The organism is Paenibacillus sp. Y951 (assembly GCF_056786395.1).
The window spans coordinates 1-15,764 of record NZ_JBXCIY010000016.1 but is presented as its reverse complement, the minus strand read 5'-3'; the positions used below and the strand labels follow the sequence as shown (position 1 = coordinate 15,764).

At 37.4% G+C, this 15,764-nt stretch carries 18 protein-coding genes and 1 pseudogene; 2 read left to right on the top strand and 17 right to left on the bottom strand.

Annotation, left to right across the window (positions count from 1 at the left end):
* Window positions 1-106: 106 nt before the first annotated feature.
* The 3 genes from AC1TPB_RS19115 to leuC all read right to left on the bottom strand — a co-directional run bounded on the left by AC1TPB_RS19115 (window position 107) and on the right by leuC (window position 3,794).
* Entirely contained in the window at window positions 107-1,537 is a 1,431-nt protein-coding gene (locus AC1TPB_RS19115) for an N-acetylmuramoyl-L-alanine amidase (protein ID WP_482077991.1), read from the bottom strand.
* A 215-nt stretch (window positions 1,538-1,752) separates the two neighbouring features.
* The gene (leuD, locus tag AC1TPB_RS19110; RefSeq protein ID WP_482077990.1) at window positions 1,753-2,352 is read right to left on the bottom strand and encodes a 3-isopropylmalate dehydratase small subunit; all 600 of its coding nucleotides are present in this window, start codon (window positions 2,350-2,352) and stop codon (window positions 1,753-1,755) included.
* Window positions 2,353-2,378: 26 nt separating this feature from the next.
* A complete protein-coding gene (gene leuC, locus AC1TPB_RS19105) occupies window positions 2,379-3,794 on the bottom strand; it encodes a 3-isopropylmalate dehydratase large subunit (RefSeq protein ID WP_482077989.1) in 1,416 nt (471 codons plus the stop codon).
* Window positions 3,795-5,141: 1,347 nt separating this feature from the next.
* Here leuC and AC1TPB_RS19100 point away from each other — a divergent pair.
* Together AC1TPB_RS19100 and AC1TPB_RS19095 are read left to right on the top strand one after the other, a co-directional pair.
* On the top strand, window positions 5,142-6,032 hold the full coding sequence (locus tag AC1TPB_RS19100; protein WP_482077988.1) for a LysR family transcriptional regulator: 891 nt from the start codon (window positions 5,142-5,144) through the stop codon (window positions 6,030-6,032).
* A gap of 98 nt (window positions 6,033-6,130) precedes the next feature.
* The gene (locus tag AC1TPB_RS19095) at window positions 6,131-6,532 is read left to right on the top strand and encodes a hypothetical protein (RefSeq protein ID WP_482077987.1); all 402 of its coding nucleotides are present in this window, start codon (window positions 6,131-6,133) and stop codon (window positions 6,530-6,532) included.
* Window positions 6,533-6,624: 92 nt separating this feature from the next.
* Here AC1TPB_RS19095 and AC1TPB_RS19090 read toward each other — a convergent pair whose 3' ends face one another.
* The 14 genes and pseudogenes from AC1TPB_RS19090 to AC1TPB_RS19025 form a co-directional block, all read right to left on the bottom strand.
* Window positions 6,625-7,197: a YdcF family protein gene (locus AC1TPB_RS19090; RefSeq protein WP_482077986.1), complete on the bottom strand. Its 573-nt coding sequence runs from the start codon at window positions 7,195-7,197 to the stop codon at window positions 6,625-6,627.
* A gap of 34 nt (window positions 7,198-7,231) precedes the next feature.
* Window positions 7,232-7,897, bottom strand: a complete 666-nt coding sequence (locus AC1TPB_RS19085) for a hypothetical protein (RefSeq protein ID WP_482077985.1) — start codon at window positions 7,895-7,897, stop codon at window positions 7,232-7,234.
* Window positions 7,898-8,128: 231 nt separating this feature from the next.
* A complete protein-coding gene (locus tag AC1TPB_RS19080; protein WP_482077984.1) occupies window positions 8,129-8,632 on the bottom strand; it encodes a DUF3600 domain-containing protein in 504 nt (167 codons plus the stop codon).
* Window positions 8,622-9,185 carry a sigma-70 family RNA polymerase sigma factor gene (locus AC1TPB_RS19075; RefSeq protein WP_482077983.1) on the bottom strand — a complete coding sequence of 188 codons (564 nt, stop codon included), beginning with the start codon at window positions 9,183-9,185 and terminating at the stop codon, window positions 8,622-8,624. The genes AC1TPB_RS19080 and AC1TPB_RS19075 overlap by 11 nt, the downstream gene beginning before the upstream one ends.
* A gap of 267 nt (window positions 9,186-9,452) precedes the next feature.
* The gene (locus AC1TPB_RS19070) at window positions 9,453-10,259 is read right to left on the bottom strand and encodes a phosphotransferase (protein ID WP_482077982.1); all 807 of its coding nucleotides are present in this window, start codon (window positions 10,257-10,259) and stop codon (window positions 9,453-9,455) included.
* A 145-nt stretch (window positions 10,260-10,404) separates the two neighbouring features.
* On the bottom strand, window positions 10,405-10,602 hold the full coding sequence (locus AC1TPB_RS19065; RefSeq protein WP_482077981.1) for a hypothetical protein: 198 nt from the start codon (window positions 10,600-10,602) through the stop codon (window positions 10,405-10,407).
* Between the two features lie 141 nt (window positions 10,603-10,743).
* Window positions 10,744-11,403, bottom strand: a complete 660-nt coding sequence (locus tag AC1TPB_RS19060; RefSeq protein WP_482077980.1) for an HAD hydrolase-like protein — start codon at window positions 11,401-11,403, stop codon at window positions 10,744-10,746.
* Between the two features lie 168 nt (window positions 11,404-11,571).
* Window positions 11,572-11,904 carry a hypothetical protein gene (locus tag AC1TPB_RS19055; protein WP_482077979.1) on the bottom strand — a complete coding sequence of 111 codons (333 nt, stop codon included), beginning with the start codon at window positions 11,902-11,904 and terminating at the stop codon, window positions 11,572-11,574.
* A gap of 116 nt (window positions 11,905-12,020) precedes the next feature.
* Window positions 12,021-12,191, bottom strand: a complete 171-nt coding sequence (locus tag AC1TPB_RS19050) for a tyrosine-type recombinase/integrase (protein WP_482077978.1) — start codon at window positions 12,189-12,191, stop codon at window positions 12,021-12,023.
* On the bottom strand, window positions 12,169-12,864 hold the full coding sequence (locus AC1TPB_RS19045; RefSeq protein ID WP_482077977.1) for a tyrosine-type recombinase/integrase: 696 nt from the start codon (window positions 12,862-12,864) through the stop codon (window positions 12,169-12,171). Before AC1TPB_RS19045 ends, AC1TPB_RS19050 begins: the two co-directional genes overlap by 23 nt.
* A gap of 157 nt (window positions 12,865-13,021) precedes the next feature.
* The gene (locus AC1TPB_RS19040) at window positions 13,022-13,642 is read right to left on the bottom strand and encodes an FMN-binding negative transcriptional regulator (protein ID WP_482077976.1); all 621 of its coding nucleotides are present in this window, start codon (window positions 13,640-13,642) and stop codon (window positions 13,022-13,024) included.
* 150 nt (window positions 13,643-13,792) lie between these two features.
* Entirely contained in the window at window positions 13,793-14,308 is a 516-nt protein-coding gene (locus AC1TPB_RS19035; protein WP_482078066.1) for a VanZ family protein, read from the bottom strand.
* Window positions 14,309-14,877: 569 nt separating this feature from the next.
* Entirely contained in the window at window positions 14,878-15,240 is a 363-nt protein-coding gene (locus AC1TPB_RS19030) for a DUF3139 domain-containing protein (protein WP_482077975.1), read from the bottom strand.
* A gap of 89 nt (window positions 15,241-15,329) precedes the next feature.
* Window positions 15,330-15,764, bottom strand: a pseudogene (locus AC1TPB_RS19025) (hypothetical protein); the annotation flags it as partial.

The following is a 15,764-nucleotide window of genomic DNA, read 5'->3' as shown; positions in this document are numbered from 1 at the left end:
ACAGAATCGCTGTAGATATATGTACATAACTTCAAAGCTATAAATCTATCATACCATTATTGAATGATAGATTTATAGAGTGAATGATATCGGTTCAGCAAATATTCTATTGCAGATTCAAATATTTGTTCACGCCAGCTGCTATTTCTACAGCCAACTTATTTTGGGTCGCTTCATTAAATAGTACTTTAATATCACCAGCATTACTCATATAGCCTACTTCTAATAGTATCGCCGGCATTGTTGTAGCTTTTATAACTTTGAAGCCAGCGGTCTTCACACCACGATCCTTCAAGCCAACTGCTGCGACAACATGCGGATGTATCGTTTCTGCAAGTGTCTTACTATTAGCGTTACTATAATATGTTTCCGTACCATTGGCATCACTTTTCGTAAAGCTATTCGCATGAACAGAAATGAATATATCTGCTTTTCCACCTAATCCTGGTATATTTTCAGCAAATGCAACACGTTCCGTTAATTCTAAGTATGTATCATCTGATCTTGTTAGATGAACAACTATTTTCGGATTTTTTTCAAGCTCATCTTTAATTTTCAACACGGAACTCAGATTAAAGGTTTTCTCAAACAGTCCTAATTTGCTATTTACTGATCCTGGATCGCCATTGCCGTGACCAGCATCAAGCACGACATGATAAACATCTTTACCTTGATTATCCCCATTTTCCGTTACTGGTGGTGTCGTTAACGGCGGCTCCGTTTCGACCATTTCACCAAACAAAATCTTCACTTCCGTATCAGTCTTCACAATTTCGTAATTTGGAGTCTCATTTAATAGAATAACAAATCTTGCAGTTAGAGGATTATTACTAAATATTGAATATCGATACCCTGTAATATTCTCAAATCCATCTAAAGTAACCTCAGCCTGACCTTTAATGAAACTATTAGATAAGTCGTATGTATAGCCTGTATCTGATAAATCAACAACAAGCCGATCAGGAGAGCTCAATAGCATTGTAGTAGGCTCATTCATTGAACCTGAATAATTAATGTGAATAGTAGAATCTGCATCCACCGTTATTCCAGTTACCGTCCCTGTTTGTACTGCAGGTGTCGTCGGTTCGATGATTTCGGGTACTTTCACTGGACTAGTCAAATAAATTTCTTGCTCAACTTGTTTCCACTCTAGCTTAAACCCTAAAATTTCCGTTACAAACCGTAAAGGTACCATCGTGCGTCCCTTAACCACAATAGGCGCCAAAGCTAATTCATAGCTTTCATTGTTAACCATGCCGATTTTCTGACCAATCGTTAACACGATATTAATGTCATCATCTTGCACAGTAGCTTGTTTTAATGCCTGGTCCCATTTCACTGTATATCCGAGTCCAGTTGATAATACAGCTAGCGGGACAAGTGTTGTACCTTTTGTAATAAACGGATCAACGTCACTATGCAATTGATTCCCGTCAACAAATATTTTCGGAACGATTGCTGCAGATACATTACCTACAATTCCAAACAGTAAGAAGCAACTCAATACAACGATAAAACTACTAACAACTTTTTTCATTTCCCACCTCGATGATCATTTCTTCAATCTCATATGCTGTCAACCCATCACCAATTTAGACGTAACTTGTCCGAAAAAGTTGCGCATGGCAACAATATTAAACGATCAACTCTCTTATCTACCATTATATCTCTATTTTTTCCATATGTATCTACTAAAATAAAAAAAGACACCGATTAGCAATAAGTTGCCAATCGGTGTCTGCAAATCGTATATTATACGATGCCTTGAGCGCGTTTTTCTTCGTATGCTGTAATTGCATCAACATGTTGAAGCGTAAGACCGATATCATCAAGACCTTGCAGTAAAAATTGACGACGGTGCTCATCGATATCAATAGTAATATCAAGACCATAGTTATCAGTCAACTTCTTGCTCTCAAGATCAACACTTAATTGGTAGCCATCATACTTAGCAGTACGCTGGAATAAATCTTCCACTTGCTCTTCGCTAAGTTTAATAGGTAGAATCCCATTTTTGAAACAGTTATTAAAGAAGATATCGGCATAAGATGGTGCGATAACTACTTTATAACCATAGTCAAGAATTGCCCATGGAGCATGCTCACGAGAAGATCCACAACCGAAGTTAGCACGAGAAATAAGTACAGATGCACCTTCATAACGTGGTTTGTTCGGCTCGAATTCAGGATTTACATTACCTTCTTCGTCAAAACGCCATTCGTAGAATAGAAATTGACCAAAACCACTACGCTCAATACGTTTCAAAAACTGTTTTGGAATGATTGCATCCGTATCGACGTTAACGCGGTCAACTGGAGCTACAATTCCTGTATGTTGAATAAATTTTTCCATGATGGTTACCCCTTTCTTATCTCCAATTAGTTAGCTACTGGTTGTTTAACTTCCCAGTTACGAACATCTGTGAAACGACCTTCGATTGCTGCCGCAGCTGCCATTGCTGGAGACACTAGATGCGTTCTACCACCACGACCTTGACGACCTTCGAAGTTACGGTTAGAAGTTGAAGCACAACGTTGACCTGGTTGTAATACGTCTGGGTTCATTGCAAGACACATAGAGCAACCAGCTTCACGCCATTCAAATCCAGCTTCTGTAAAGATTATATCAAGACCTTCTTCTTCTGCTTGAATCTTAACGCGACCTGAACCTGGAACAACGATAGCTGTAACTTTTTCAGACACTTTGTATCCGCGAGCGATTTCAGCAGCAGCACGTAAATCTTCGATACGACCATTTGTACAAGAACCGATAAATACATAATCGATTTCAATTTCAGTCATTGGCGTACCTGGTTTCAAATCCATATATTCTAGAGCTGCTTCAGCGGCTTTACGTTCATTTTCTGTTGCCATGTCAGCAGGGTTAGGTACCGATGCTTCAATGTTTGTACCCATACCTGGGCTAGTTCCCCAAGTTACTTGCGGGATTAGAGAATCTACATCGAAATCAACCGTTGTATCAAACTCAGCGCCTTCATCAGTTACAAGTTCTTTCCAAATTTCTACCGCTGCATCATATTCAGTAGGAACATGCTGACGACCACGTAGATAGTTGAAAGTCGTTTCATCAGGTGCGATCATGCCTGCACGAGCACCAGCTTCGATTGACATATTACAAACAGTCATACGCTCTTCCATAGATAAGCTACGGATTGCTTCACCAGTATATTCAACAACATAACCAGTTGCAAAGTCAGTACCATATTGAGCGATAACGCCAAGAATTAAATCTTTTGCTGTTACGCCTGGTTTACGTTTACCATTGAAACGAATTTCCATTGTTTTTGCTTTAGATTGTTGTAAACATTGAGTTGCCATAACATGTTCAACTTCTGAAGTACCGATACCGAATGCAAGCGCACCGAAAGCACCATGAGTAGAAGTATGAGAGTCACCACAAACAATTGTTTTACCTGGAGCAGTTAATCCTAACTCAGGTCCCATTACGTGAACAACACCTTGGTCAAGACTATCAAGATCATACAACTTAACGCCGAAATCTTTACAGTTTTGAGTAAGTGTATCGATTTGTTGCTTAGAAATTGGATCTTTAATGTTAAAACGATCTTGTGTCGGAACGTTATGATCCATTGTTGCAAACGTACGTTCAGGACGACGAACTTGACGTCCAGACAAACGAAGACCTTCAAATGCTTGTGGAGAAGTTACTTCATGAACAAGATGTAGGTCGATATAAATTACACTTGGTTTGCCCTCTTCTTGATGAATGACGTGATTTTCCCAAATTTTCTCGAACATTGTTTTTTTCGCCATTATAATCACCTCTATCGATTGTATAGCATTGCCGTGCAACGCATTTTTTTATTAATATAATCATATCATGTCTTTTTTCATTATTCTAAGATATAATATCTATAACCTTTATAGGATTAACCTATAGAAGTAGTATCTTTTATTGATTTTGATAATCCTTCTCAGTTGGAGATCGCTCAGAGAGCTGATTGTTGTGGCGATCGGCGATCACTGCGTGAACAAATCGCTATGACGATCGGAGACCGCTCAGAGATCTGATCGCTATGGCGCGATCGCGGACTACTCCGTGAACTAATCGCTATAGCGTAGTAGAAAAGATACATAGCAATGTTACTTTTTCGCTTAATTCACTCAGAGTACCGGTTCATTCCCTTCATAAACAGTATTTTTGCGGTCTATGAGAGATTTCTGGCGACTTTGTGCTTCATAGACAGTATTTTTGCAGTCTATGAGGTGTTTCTGGCGACTTTATGCTCCATAGACAGTATTTTTACGGTCTATTAGGGGTTTTCTGACGGCTTTGTGCTCCATAGACAGTATTTTTACGGTCTATGAGGTGTTTCTGGCGACTTTGTGCTCCATAGACAGTATTTTTACGGTCTATGAGGTGTTTCTGGCGACTTTGTGCTCCATAGACAGTATTTTTACGGTCTATTAGGGGTTTTCTGACGGCTTTATGCTCCATAGACAGTATTTTTACGGTCTATGAGGTGTTTTTGGCGACTTTGTGCTCCATAGACAGTATTTTTACGGTCTATGAGGTGTTTCTGGCGACTTTGTGCTTCATAGACAGTATTTTTGCAGTCTATGAGGTGTTTCTGGCGACTTTGTGCTCCATAGACAGTATTTTTGCAGTCTATGAGGGGTTTCAGTGTGTTTTGTGCTCCATAGACAGTATTTTTGCGGTCTATGAGGTGTTTCTGGCGACTTTGTGCTCCATAGACAGTATTTTTACGGTCTATGAGGTGTTTCTGGCGACTTTGTGCTCCATAGACAGTATTTTTACGGTCTATGAGGTGTTTCTGGCGACTTTGTGCTACATAGACAGTATTTTTACGGTCTATGAGGTGTTTCTGGCGGCTTTGTGCTACATAGACAGTATTTTTACGGTCTATGAGGTGTTTCTGGCGACTTTGTGCTCCATAGACAGTATTTTTACGGTCTATTAGGGGTTTTAGGCGGATTTTTGCTACATAGACAGTATTTTTACGGTCTATTAGGGGTTTTAGGCGGATTTTTGCTACATAGACAGTATTTTTACGGTCTATGTTGGGGTAAGCTACTATTTTGCATCGTAGCTATGAGTAGTGATAATAAGTCATTATTATATAGAAGGTAGGTAGAATTATGGAATTAAGACAATTAAGCTATGTTATACAAATAGCCAAGGATAAAAACTTCTCACGGGCAGCGGAGAAACTTCATATAGCTCAACCTTCACTAAGTCAGCAATTATCAAAGTTGGAGCAGGAATTGAATGTGATGTTATTTCGCAGAACGACTAATTCTGTAGAACCGACGGAGGCTGGGCAAGTGTTCGTCGAAAAAGCACAGCATATTCTCGATGCGGTCGAGCAGCTCCGTCAAGAAATGGATGATATGGCTCAAATGCGTAAAGGTAAACTCGTCGTTGGTACTTTACCAATTACAGGAGCACATATCCTGCCGCTTGTACTTCCTAGATTTGGAGCACAATATCCGCAAATCGAAGTTGTACTTGTAGAGGAAACTACGGCAAAGCTCGAGCAATTAACAGCTAGTGGTGGGACAGATCTAAGCCTACTAAGCTTACCGCTAATTGACGTAACCCTTTCGTGCGAGCCTTATATGGAAGAAGAAATCTGCGTCGCAGTACCGAAGAACCATCGATTAGCAGGTTGCACAGACCCTATAGATATTATTGAATTAAAAGATGAACCATTTATTGCATTGAAGCGTGGTCAAGGCTTCCGTCAAATCACATTAGAACTGTGTGAAGCGGTTGGATTCACCCCGCGAATTGTATTTGAAAGCACAAATATCGATACAGTACAATCGCTTGTTGCCGGTGAGATGGGCATCGCTTTTGTTCCGAATATGTTAACTCGTAATTCACTTTCTGATTACACGCCAATATACCTTAAGCTAAAGTCACATCCAACACGAACTCTCGTAATCGCAAGTCGTAAAGGAAGATATTTATCGAAGGCAGCTCAAGCGTTTATCGCTACATTGAAAGAAACGATTAATGAGCATTAAGAGAGTGATCTTTAGTGAAACAAATTATCTCGAATTTACGTCTACAATATTATGTATTAGTTAATTTCCAAGTAATATTTTTGTCAAAGAGGTCGATAATGAAAGCTAAAAAAATCCTATATTTTATACTTCATCCGTTTTTAAGTTTATTGTTCCTTTCTTTCTTTTCAATGGCGTTCGTATTCTTTTTAGACAATGATGAGGATATATACTCAGTATTATCTCTATCTTCCGAAGATTCAATTATTGTTTTTGTTTTTGGGTCGCTATTTATGCTATATCCTATTCTAGTTGTTTTTTTTGCAATACCTTCCTTAGTTATGGAAAATTTCAAAATCAATTTTTGGTTACGGTCTATTGTTTTTCTAGCACTTGGAGTTTTATGTGCGATGCTAGAAACCATACTAAGTAGATATAGTTATGTTTACGTAATTGTAGCCATTATCTTTTTATTAATTGACTCTACAACCATTAATAGAAGTGGTTCAAAAATTAAATAGATTTTATCGTTGCAAACCCCCTATTTTTCTAATCAGTTAGAAAAATAGGAGTCGCTATACCTAGAGGATACTACTGCGAAAATTTTGTAACTTTATTCAAAGAGATATTTATAATACGCTGGGAATTCTCGTATTATTGAGTAAATATCTCTAAGCTCAAAAATTTTAGCATGAGCTGAATACACTTCTTTAATATCCATTTTGCTAAACGCTAATTTTGTCCTAGATACATGAAAATATTGGGTAATAACCATAACGGAGTCTAATTCTAATTCATCCATAATTTTACCGGTATTTTGGGCGGTCATATAGGAATTGTACCCATTATTATCCTCTATAATTTTATCTTCCGCTATCCCTTTATCTATTAAGTAAGATTTCATAACCTTTGCCTCATCGAAGCCTTCCTTACCAATACCACCACTTACAACGATAAAAGTATAATATCCTTCATCATAAAGTTCTACGGACTTATCTAATCTTGCTTTTAACCGCTCAGATGGCTGTCCATTAGTTTCTACTTTATTGCCTAATACTACAGCTACATCAACAGATTTCAATTCATCATTTAACCCATCTATTATGACGAAAGTAGTGTGAATAACAAACCAACCGAAAAAAATTGCTACTACTATTAAAAAGCGTTTAATGAAAACAACTTTCATGTTCCAAGCCCCTCCATTATAATTCTCCGTTACTTTAATGTTTTTGATCATTAAAAAAAGCTACCAATTCATCCACATCATACGTTTTATAGACTAATCCATTTACGTCAAAGACAAGCATGACAGGGAAGTTTTCAATATTCAATTCCTGCTTATAATCAACAACATAGTCCTCTTGATAAACTCCGAAGTTTATTGGACTTTGGGATAGAAGACCCATCAGTGTATCTTCCGTTGTTGATGGCAATGAGTCTCCTTCTTTAACAAATACGGTTGTCAGATACCTCCCTTCTTGGTTGGACAATAATCGTTTATACTTCTCCTTGTATGACATTTCCATCAAAATAATTTCCTTTGCTTCATATGTGACGCCTTCATCACTCCCTTTTGGTGGGTTGAGAAGTACTTTTTGTCCGATTTTTAATGAATTAATATTGGATATGGACCCATCTTCTTTCTTAATAATCAAATCATCCGTTACTTTAACCCTAATAGACACGCCGTAATCGTTGACGTTACCTCTAACATCTCTTTTATCCCATTCAGAAATATCCACTTCAACCAAGTTATTTTCTGGTTCCACCAGTTTAATATTCCCAATCATTTTATTATCTTCGTAATGTCCATAAGGTTTATTGCTGCAAGCAGCAAGTATTAATGTGATGCATACAAGTAAAGGTATTAATAACTTATTCAGCATTTTCATGTCCCTCCCGAAGAGCTTTTAATTTCTGACCTTCCTTACTATAGACGTAAAAATTTGTAATATGTTTCCTTACCAGATTGAAATAGGAATATCGGTACTATCTTTTGAAACCCGTTCTAACTAAATAAGGGATTAACTTGAAGTATAGTTACACTAAACTTCCATTTATTTCAACAAAAGAAAAAGGGACCCAATCCAGATCGGATGGGTCCCTGCTTCATTTTATTACGGTTTGGCAGTTCCGTTTATCTTCTCTAAGTAAGGGGCTAGTCTGGATGCGAGCTGTTCAAACTGCTGCTGCTCTTCTTTGGTCAACTTCTCCTCATGTTTGACTCCATTTTCATCGGTGATCTTCAGCTTTAATTGCATTAACTGCTTGGTTAACTCCATGTACTCCTTGAATTCGTCTTCCGTGAGCTTGCCTTTTACTTCCTTAAGCATTCCTTCAATCTCTTGATAACCTTCCTGTGTACCACCGTGCTGTTCAATGGTCGCAGAAGATCCGAAAATATCATCGGCCAGATAAGAAGCAGCAAATACGGCAGTCGGAATCAGGATTGCTAGTGCGATAATGCCTGCTAGCATGCGTTTTTTCATAGGAGATCTACCTCTCTTTTCGTTTACATAGTGTTGATAGGACTGTCGGACACGTCCATACAAATCGGGTGGGCAGTGCATCGAATCTGCCGCCTGGCGTAGTTCTTCACGTAATTCCTCGTCAAAAGACATACACGTCTCCTCCCGTCATTTCGCAACGTTTTCGGAGTTCTTTCAGTGCCAAATGATGCCTGGATTTCACTGTGCCTACGGGGATCTGCAGCATATCTGCGATTTCTACCAGAGCATAGTCGTGAAAATAGCGCAGGATGACGACCACACGTAGTTTGTACGACAACTGGCGGACAAGGCTGAACAGTTCATGCTGCATTTCGGACTGCAGGACAGTTTTTTCCGTCCACTCAAACTGTTCGCAAGTCATCTGGCGGTTTCGTTCAAAGAGGCGAATTCGCCGCCAGGTCTTTCTTTTCCAATCCTGGACTTGGCGTACAGTGATCCCGTGCAACCAATACCGGAACGGCCGGTTCGGGTCGTACGTGTGAAACGACCGCCATATGCGCATGTAAATTTCATTCACGATATCGTCAATATCCTGTTTGTTGTAGACAAGAAAAGCAACCGTCCGATAGACGTCTTGGTGAGTCGCCTGATAGACAAGCTGAAAGGCCGACTCATCGCCCAATGTTGCTTTTTCAAGCCACGGAAGTAACTCTTTATCATTCATGGGGGCCCCTCCCTGACGTGTTACAACCCTTAATTCGCTCTCACGAGGAAAAAGGTTCAGTAATTTTTTTGACAGCAAGATCCTTATGATGGCTATTTTTGTGTCCATATTCAATTAACGTACGATTTTTACCGTTTCGTGAGGCGACCCCTATTCGAACAAAGCTGCTCGTTAGTTGAACAAAGGCAGCCGTCTGCACTATCCGGCTGCCTTCTTATAGTTATTAAGCTATCGTTCTTAGTTAGTTCAATGATTGCTCACTATATATTAACCTGGATATATAGTCCAATCGTCGAAATGCAAAGTCAAAAACTTAATTTCCTGCTCATAATGCGATAAATGACCCTCTTCAATCATTTTCACAAAAGCTTCCTCCCCATTAGCTGCGCCTTGCGAAAGGGTTGTACACATAGCTTGAAGGCGCTCAATAACCCACTGCTTTAGGTTATCCGGGGCTTCCATACCATAATTTTCGAAAAACAGAGCAATCCGACGACGCCGATTTCCAACATGTAGATCGGGACTATAGGGCATCGTTGCCGCATCGGGTGCAGCCGGCTCGAAACTGGCAAGCGGAACGGTTGTGTACAGTGTATACGCGATATCCCAAATACGAGGGCCCGGACTTGCCATGTCAAAATCGATGAGCGCAATTGGGTTCTGGTCTCTAAAGACGATATTATACGGCGCCGCGTCGTTATGACAAACGACTTCATTTATTGATGGATCTGGATAAGCGTTTTTTGGTATTGCTTTGGAAGCAAACCCTCGTGTTGCATCGTGAAAATGTCTCTGTAATTTCGCTATTTCTATAAGCGAAGCATCCGACCACATGTAAGGTGCTATATCCGGATAGTCATTTCCAGGAACCTCACCTGGGATAAAAGTAAACATTTCGCGCCCCTGTTCATCCATGCCGAGAAAACGTGGGGCATTGTAGAATCTGCTTTTTTCCAAATAAAGCAAAAGATCATTTACATACGGATTGTTGTTAGCACTACGGCGTATCGTATCGCCTACTCGAACAACCTTGTTCACATTCCCACCTGGTAGCACTTCTTCTATTTCACTCATAATACGTCCCCGATTTCATAAAGGTATTCCTCACAATCAACCTCTACGATCGTTTACTTGCCTTCAAATAGCGTCCGTTCAAGTAAACAAGCGATGCCCGTTTAATAACAAATGGATATGTAAAAACTGAAAATTCAAGGATTTTCTATTTCAGCTGACGCTTTAGAATATACGTACTTCGGCTTTCTTTGACTACCAGTTCCCATCCTTGATCTCCAAGAATATTTAAAACTCTTATGAGGGAGATATCATTGTATTTTGGAAGATGCTCTTTTTCATCCAAAATGTATCTAACACCGTATATATCATCCCGCTTTCCCAGGACAGTATATTCAAACTTCATGACAATCACCTCTTATTCTTTTTCTCATATATACTACCTATAGTTTGATTATATTGTAAGTTCGAATTAACCTGACCGTTAATCGAGAAAATACTACCGTACGGTTGCCTTAATATAATTTAACTATCGTTCTCCGTTAGCTTAATCCTTTAACTTTGATACTATTGTTTTTAGTTCAATTAAGTCATCTATAACTATATCAGCCTGAGAAAGTTCATCTTCTTGTGCAAAATCAAAATTACATCCTATTGCAACTAAACCATTATCTTTAGCCGCATTTATATCTGAAAGGCGATCTCCTACCACTACTCCATTGGTAATACCATACTTTTCTACTATAGTCTTTACTAAATCTGATTTATTCAACGATTCAATCTGCTGGATACTAAATGTTTCAGTAATCCAATTATCCAAATTATAGTGATTAACAATCGCTTTTAAATATTCTGTTAAGCCATTACTTGCTATGTAAATTGAACAATTATTCTCAGTTAAATAACTGAAAACTTCCTTTACGTTAGGATATAAAGCACCTTTCCCACTTCTTATATTTTCAATTAATCTTTCCAGAAAATAAGCATCAGTTCGCTCTCTTACTTCAATGGAATGATTGGGTAACAAAGCTTCCCATACTTTCGGCAAAGGTACACCCATTATTTCACGGTATTTATCAATAGGAGTTTCTTTATCCCATTCATTTAGTAACCTCAAATGATTAAAAGCATCTTCAAGTGATATTTCTAAAATCTTATCTGTTTCAAAAAGTGTTCCATCCATATCAAAGATGAGTGATTGAACCATTGAATTTCTCCTTTTCTTGTCCCCAACAACAAAATATGTTTTTTTATATTACCAATATAAACTAAATATATACACATGTGTAATTACAAAACCTGCCAGTTAGTTAAGAAAAGACTGTCTTGATAGCATTGAACTATCGTTCCACGTTAGCGGAATAAACTGCGATGATCATGACTTGATGGTCTTAGATTTCCACATTCGATATAGTCCAACAACTAAAAAGCAAAAAGCAATAACTTCTATAATTTTAGGAAGTAGAGATAACCAAGCTAAAAATTCGCCAATAGTCATACTCATTGGCGGGGGAGTATTACCTACAACCAATGAATCAATTAATTTACTAATGAAAGGGGGATAAATATAAGATAAAATCTGATGGACAATTAAGATGAGAAAGAAATAAAAGCCTGTCGTAAAGGAATGTTTTCTACATAGTATAAGTCCAAATATTAACAAAGCTAAAAATATAACAGTGAGTGAAATAATCATGATACCAAGCAAAATATTACCTCCTTATCATACATATATTACCACATTTATCATTGAAATTTTCAAGTATCCTGCCCTTTCGTTGAATAGCGACGGATCACTAAAGGCGAGTCCACCGCTAATTCATGCTAAAAAAATCGCCGATAAAGTTCTCTCCGGCGCTCACCACGGAGCTGAGCATAGATTTGCGTGGTTGATGCTTTTTCATGCCCCAGCATACCTTGGATGAAATCCAATGGTGCACCGTTATCAAGTAGTTGGCACGCATAAGTATGTCTAAATCGATGGGGATATAACATTTGCTTTGATTTCTCCCCGATCTGCCAGCCGTTTCAAAGCCCACCTGATCGTAGGAATAGCCATTCTTTTAGTCGGATGTGTATCGGTTACGAATAAGGCTTTACAGGTGTCAGTACGGCTAGCAAGATACTTCTTTAACCATACTTTGCACTCTGTCGTAAAGTAAACTTCTCTCTGCTTTGACCCTTTGCCATTAACTATTACAGAGCAGTTTTCCCAGTTGAGATCCTCGATGTTTATCTTCTCCACTTCACCAACTCGGCAGCCGGAACAGTAAAGAAACTCAAGAAGAGCTCGTTCCCTAAGTGACTGACAAGAGATCTTTAAGTGAATAACTTCTTCCTCGATCAAAAATTTAGGAATACGTTTATCCAGTTTTGGTTCTCTTAATTTTAGAGAGGGATTCGAAGTCAGGTACGTCTCCTCATAAGCGTAGCGAAAAAGGGAACGAACAAACCGAATTCGATGCCCTAGGCTACTAGGCTTTAATCGATCTGCTTGTTTGGCCAAGTACTCCTTCAGCATTGTTAACGTGATCTCTGATATTTCGATATCGCCAAGTTCCAACATCAGCATTTTGTGCTGGAGGACATAAGCTTTTAATGTTTTCGGACTAAATTCTTGAATACGTTTATCAGCCTCGTACAACCGCCACAACTCACTCAAGTTCATAACAAAACCTCCCTTTAGAAACTATTAATCTAGTTTGCTTCTAAGTAGAGGTTTTAATCTACGTACCTTTTGAACTATCGTACTCCGTTAGTGTAATAAATAATGTTATCTAATAACAATTTAATTTCGTATATTAAATGAATAAATTAGAAAATATCTATTGAGAATGTTTCATTAAATTCTCCCTCATTAACTTTGCAATCTGCATTGAATTGTAATCTTCCTGCAATTCTAATGCATTTATCACACGTTCTTGTCGTTCCTCGGAATGATTCTGACTCAACTTCCATTTACCTTCTATATTTGTTATTTGAATTTTAAATCCAACAATACTTTTTGATAGGCTATCAATGAAATTAGAGTCTGCCTTGCTCATATCCCAAGGATTAGGCTTTCCTGATTCATAATAACTTACCGAATCATCTAATATTTTTATTAATCTTTTGTCGTCTTCAATTAGCTCAAGATTCCCATAGACGTGGACAGCAACATAATTCCAAGTTGGTACAGATTGAGGCGTTTCATACCATGAAGGAGAAATGTATGAATGTACACCAGAAAAAACAACTAAAACTTCACTCTCAATGTTCTCCCAATGAGAATTCGCTTTTGCCATATGACCATATAAGTAGCCCTCATTTCTATCCAATAGCAATGGGAGATGAGTTGCAGATGGTTTATCCCCTTTTTTAGAGAATAAAATTGCAAAGCTGTTATTCTCAATTAATTCGTATAGTTTTTCCTTTTCATTCACTTCAAATGATTTTGGTATGTACATACAATTCCCCCCTCTAAATTTTGTGTATTTATACATTATCATAAATGTATATACAAAATAAACTAAATTTTTTTATTTTTATTGCTCTAAACTGCCAGTTAGCGTAACACATTGCTAACTAAGCTACCTCTTTTAGTTACTCCCGTAATTTCACTCATTTATCGGACGTAGATTTGACTCTATCTTGATTCCATACATTATTGTTTTTGCGATGCAGAATCCTATTATTGATCCCATTGAATTCAATATAACGTCTGTAACACTTGCAATTCTACCCATTGGCAATAAAAATTGTATGATCTCAATAAATAATGAAAATATCATGCCAAATAAAATTGGATTTAAGTTTTTGGATTTCCTGTGTGATGTCACGAAAAAAATAAAAATAAGATACATGCCTACATTGATTAGATACTCCAGATCCCCTGTTAGTAGAGGAATTAAGTGTACTTTAATGCTGTATTGAAAAGTTAGATAGCTGTTCGATGGTAGGAGTGATACAAACAGTATGCCTATCATAACGAATGAAATAGCCAATTCACTCATTGTCGTTCTAATAGCATTTATTTGATCTCCACTCTTTTTTCTTCTGTAATAAATAAAAGCAAACACAATAGAAATAGTGATCAATGTAATCAAAACAAAAGGAAGGTACTTGCTGAACATTCTCCAATATATTATAAAGTTGTCCATTGAAATTATATCCCCCAGTCATATTGCCGTGACATTAGGTATTCGATGATGTCATTAAACTATCCTACACTTAGCTTAATGATACAAACTTTGAAAATACCCACAGAAGTAATTCTAAAACTACCAATAATCCACTTAAAAGAATAGAGATAAGCGAGCTTGATGCTGATTTCCAATTACTAATACCACCAAGTCCGTAGACACTTATAAATAAGGAAAATATAGACATCCAAAGTGTTATTATATGGCCGTTAATAGGAAAGCCAGAAGTGAATCCCGATAGATAGAAACTTACCCAACATAATATTGAGAAAAAAATGGAATAGGTATTAAGTTTCTTTCTCATAGTCATCTCCGTTTCAACCCCTTTCATAACAAGACGTCTTTGCTTATATAAAGTTGCGTTAATCTTCCCGTTGCTTCAAGAGCTGTTTCATATAAACGCCTGCATTGCCGTGTCCCGTTAGTTGAATCAATCTTCAGGGAAATAAGTAGAGGTAAGTCTTTAATCTTTCTTTGAAACTATGATATAAGAAGTTTTGTTAATTGGGCACGTAATGCTTCAAATCAGCTTCGGTAATCCTTTTTTGGTTTCCCTCATCTGAAAGTCTGTATTCAAATTGATGTACAGCATTGTGTGCAAAATAGATATATTCAACAAAGGGTTCATCATTAAAAACAACTACAGCATAAAAAGCAGGTAGTTTAATTCCCCATACTCCCTTAACAGACTGTATTTCCTCCGCTTTGTAACCTTTTTCTTCAATAAGATAATTCGTTACTCTGTTATCATAAAGATTTTTATTTATTTGAATATATATATAAGGAGTAACGATTAGTCCTATTAAAATAACCAAAAGAATCAGAATCATAGTTTTTTTAGTTTTGTTCAGTTTTCGTCCCACCCTTCGTAACTACGTATTAACATAAAGTTCTATTAACCTTACCTTTAATTGAGCTTGAAGCTGATTTCCCATCTTTAACCACTTATCCTTTATTCACTTTCTATCTTAACTTCTTGTATTTTCAGTTCATCATTATATGTTAACTTTACTGATAGAGCATATTCAACAGGAGATATACTCCCTGCCAATATAGCTATAAGTTTTTGGTTTATTACCTCGTATTCGATTATAGCCCCAAATCCAATTTCTTCATTCCATTGTTCCACAATTGATTCATCATAACTTTTTTCGAAGCTCTCCTTACCAATGCTTAGTGCTACTTTAACTTTTCCATCTACATGAACAATGTCTGATTTTTCATTATTCTTAATAAATTTTTCAGCATCTTCAATTGCAAAATCACTCAAATTATCTTTGTTAAGGATATGAATTTCTTGTTGATGTAGTCCTGATCCATATGATTTTGTAAGTATGATTATTATTTCATCCTTCTGATCATTATTTATATCATCTATTATCAATTG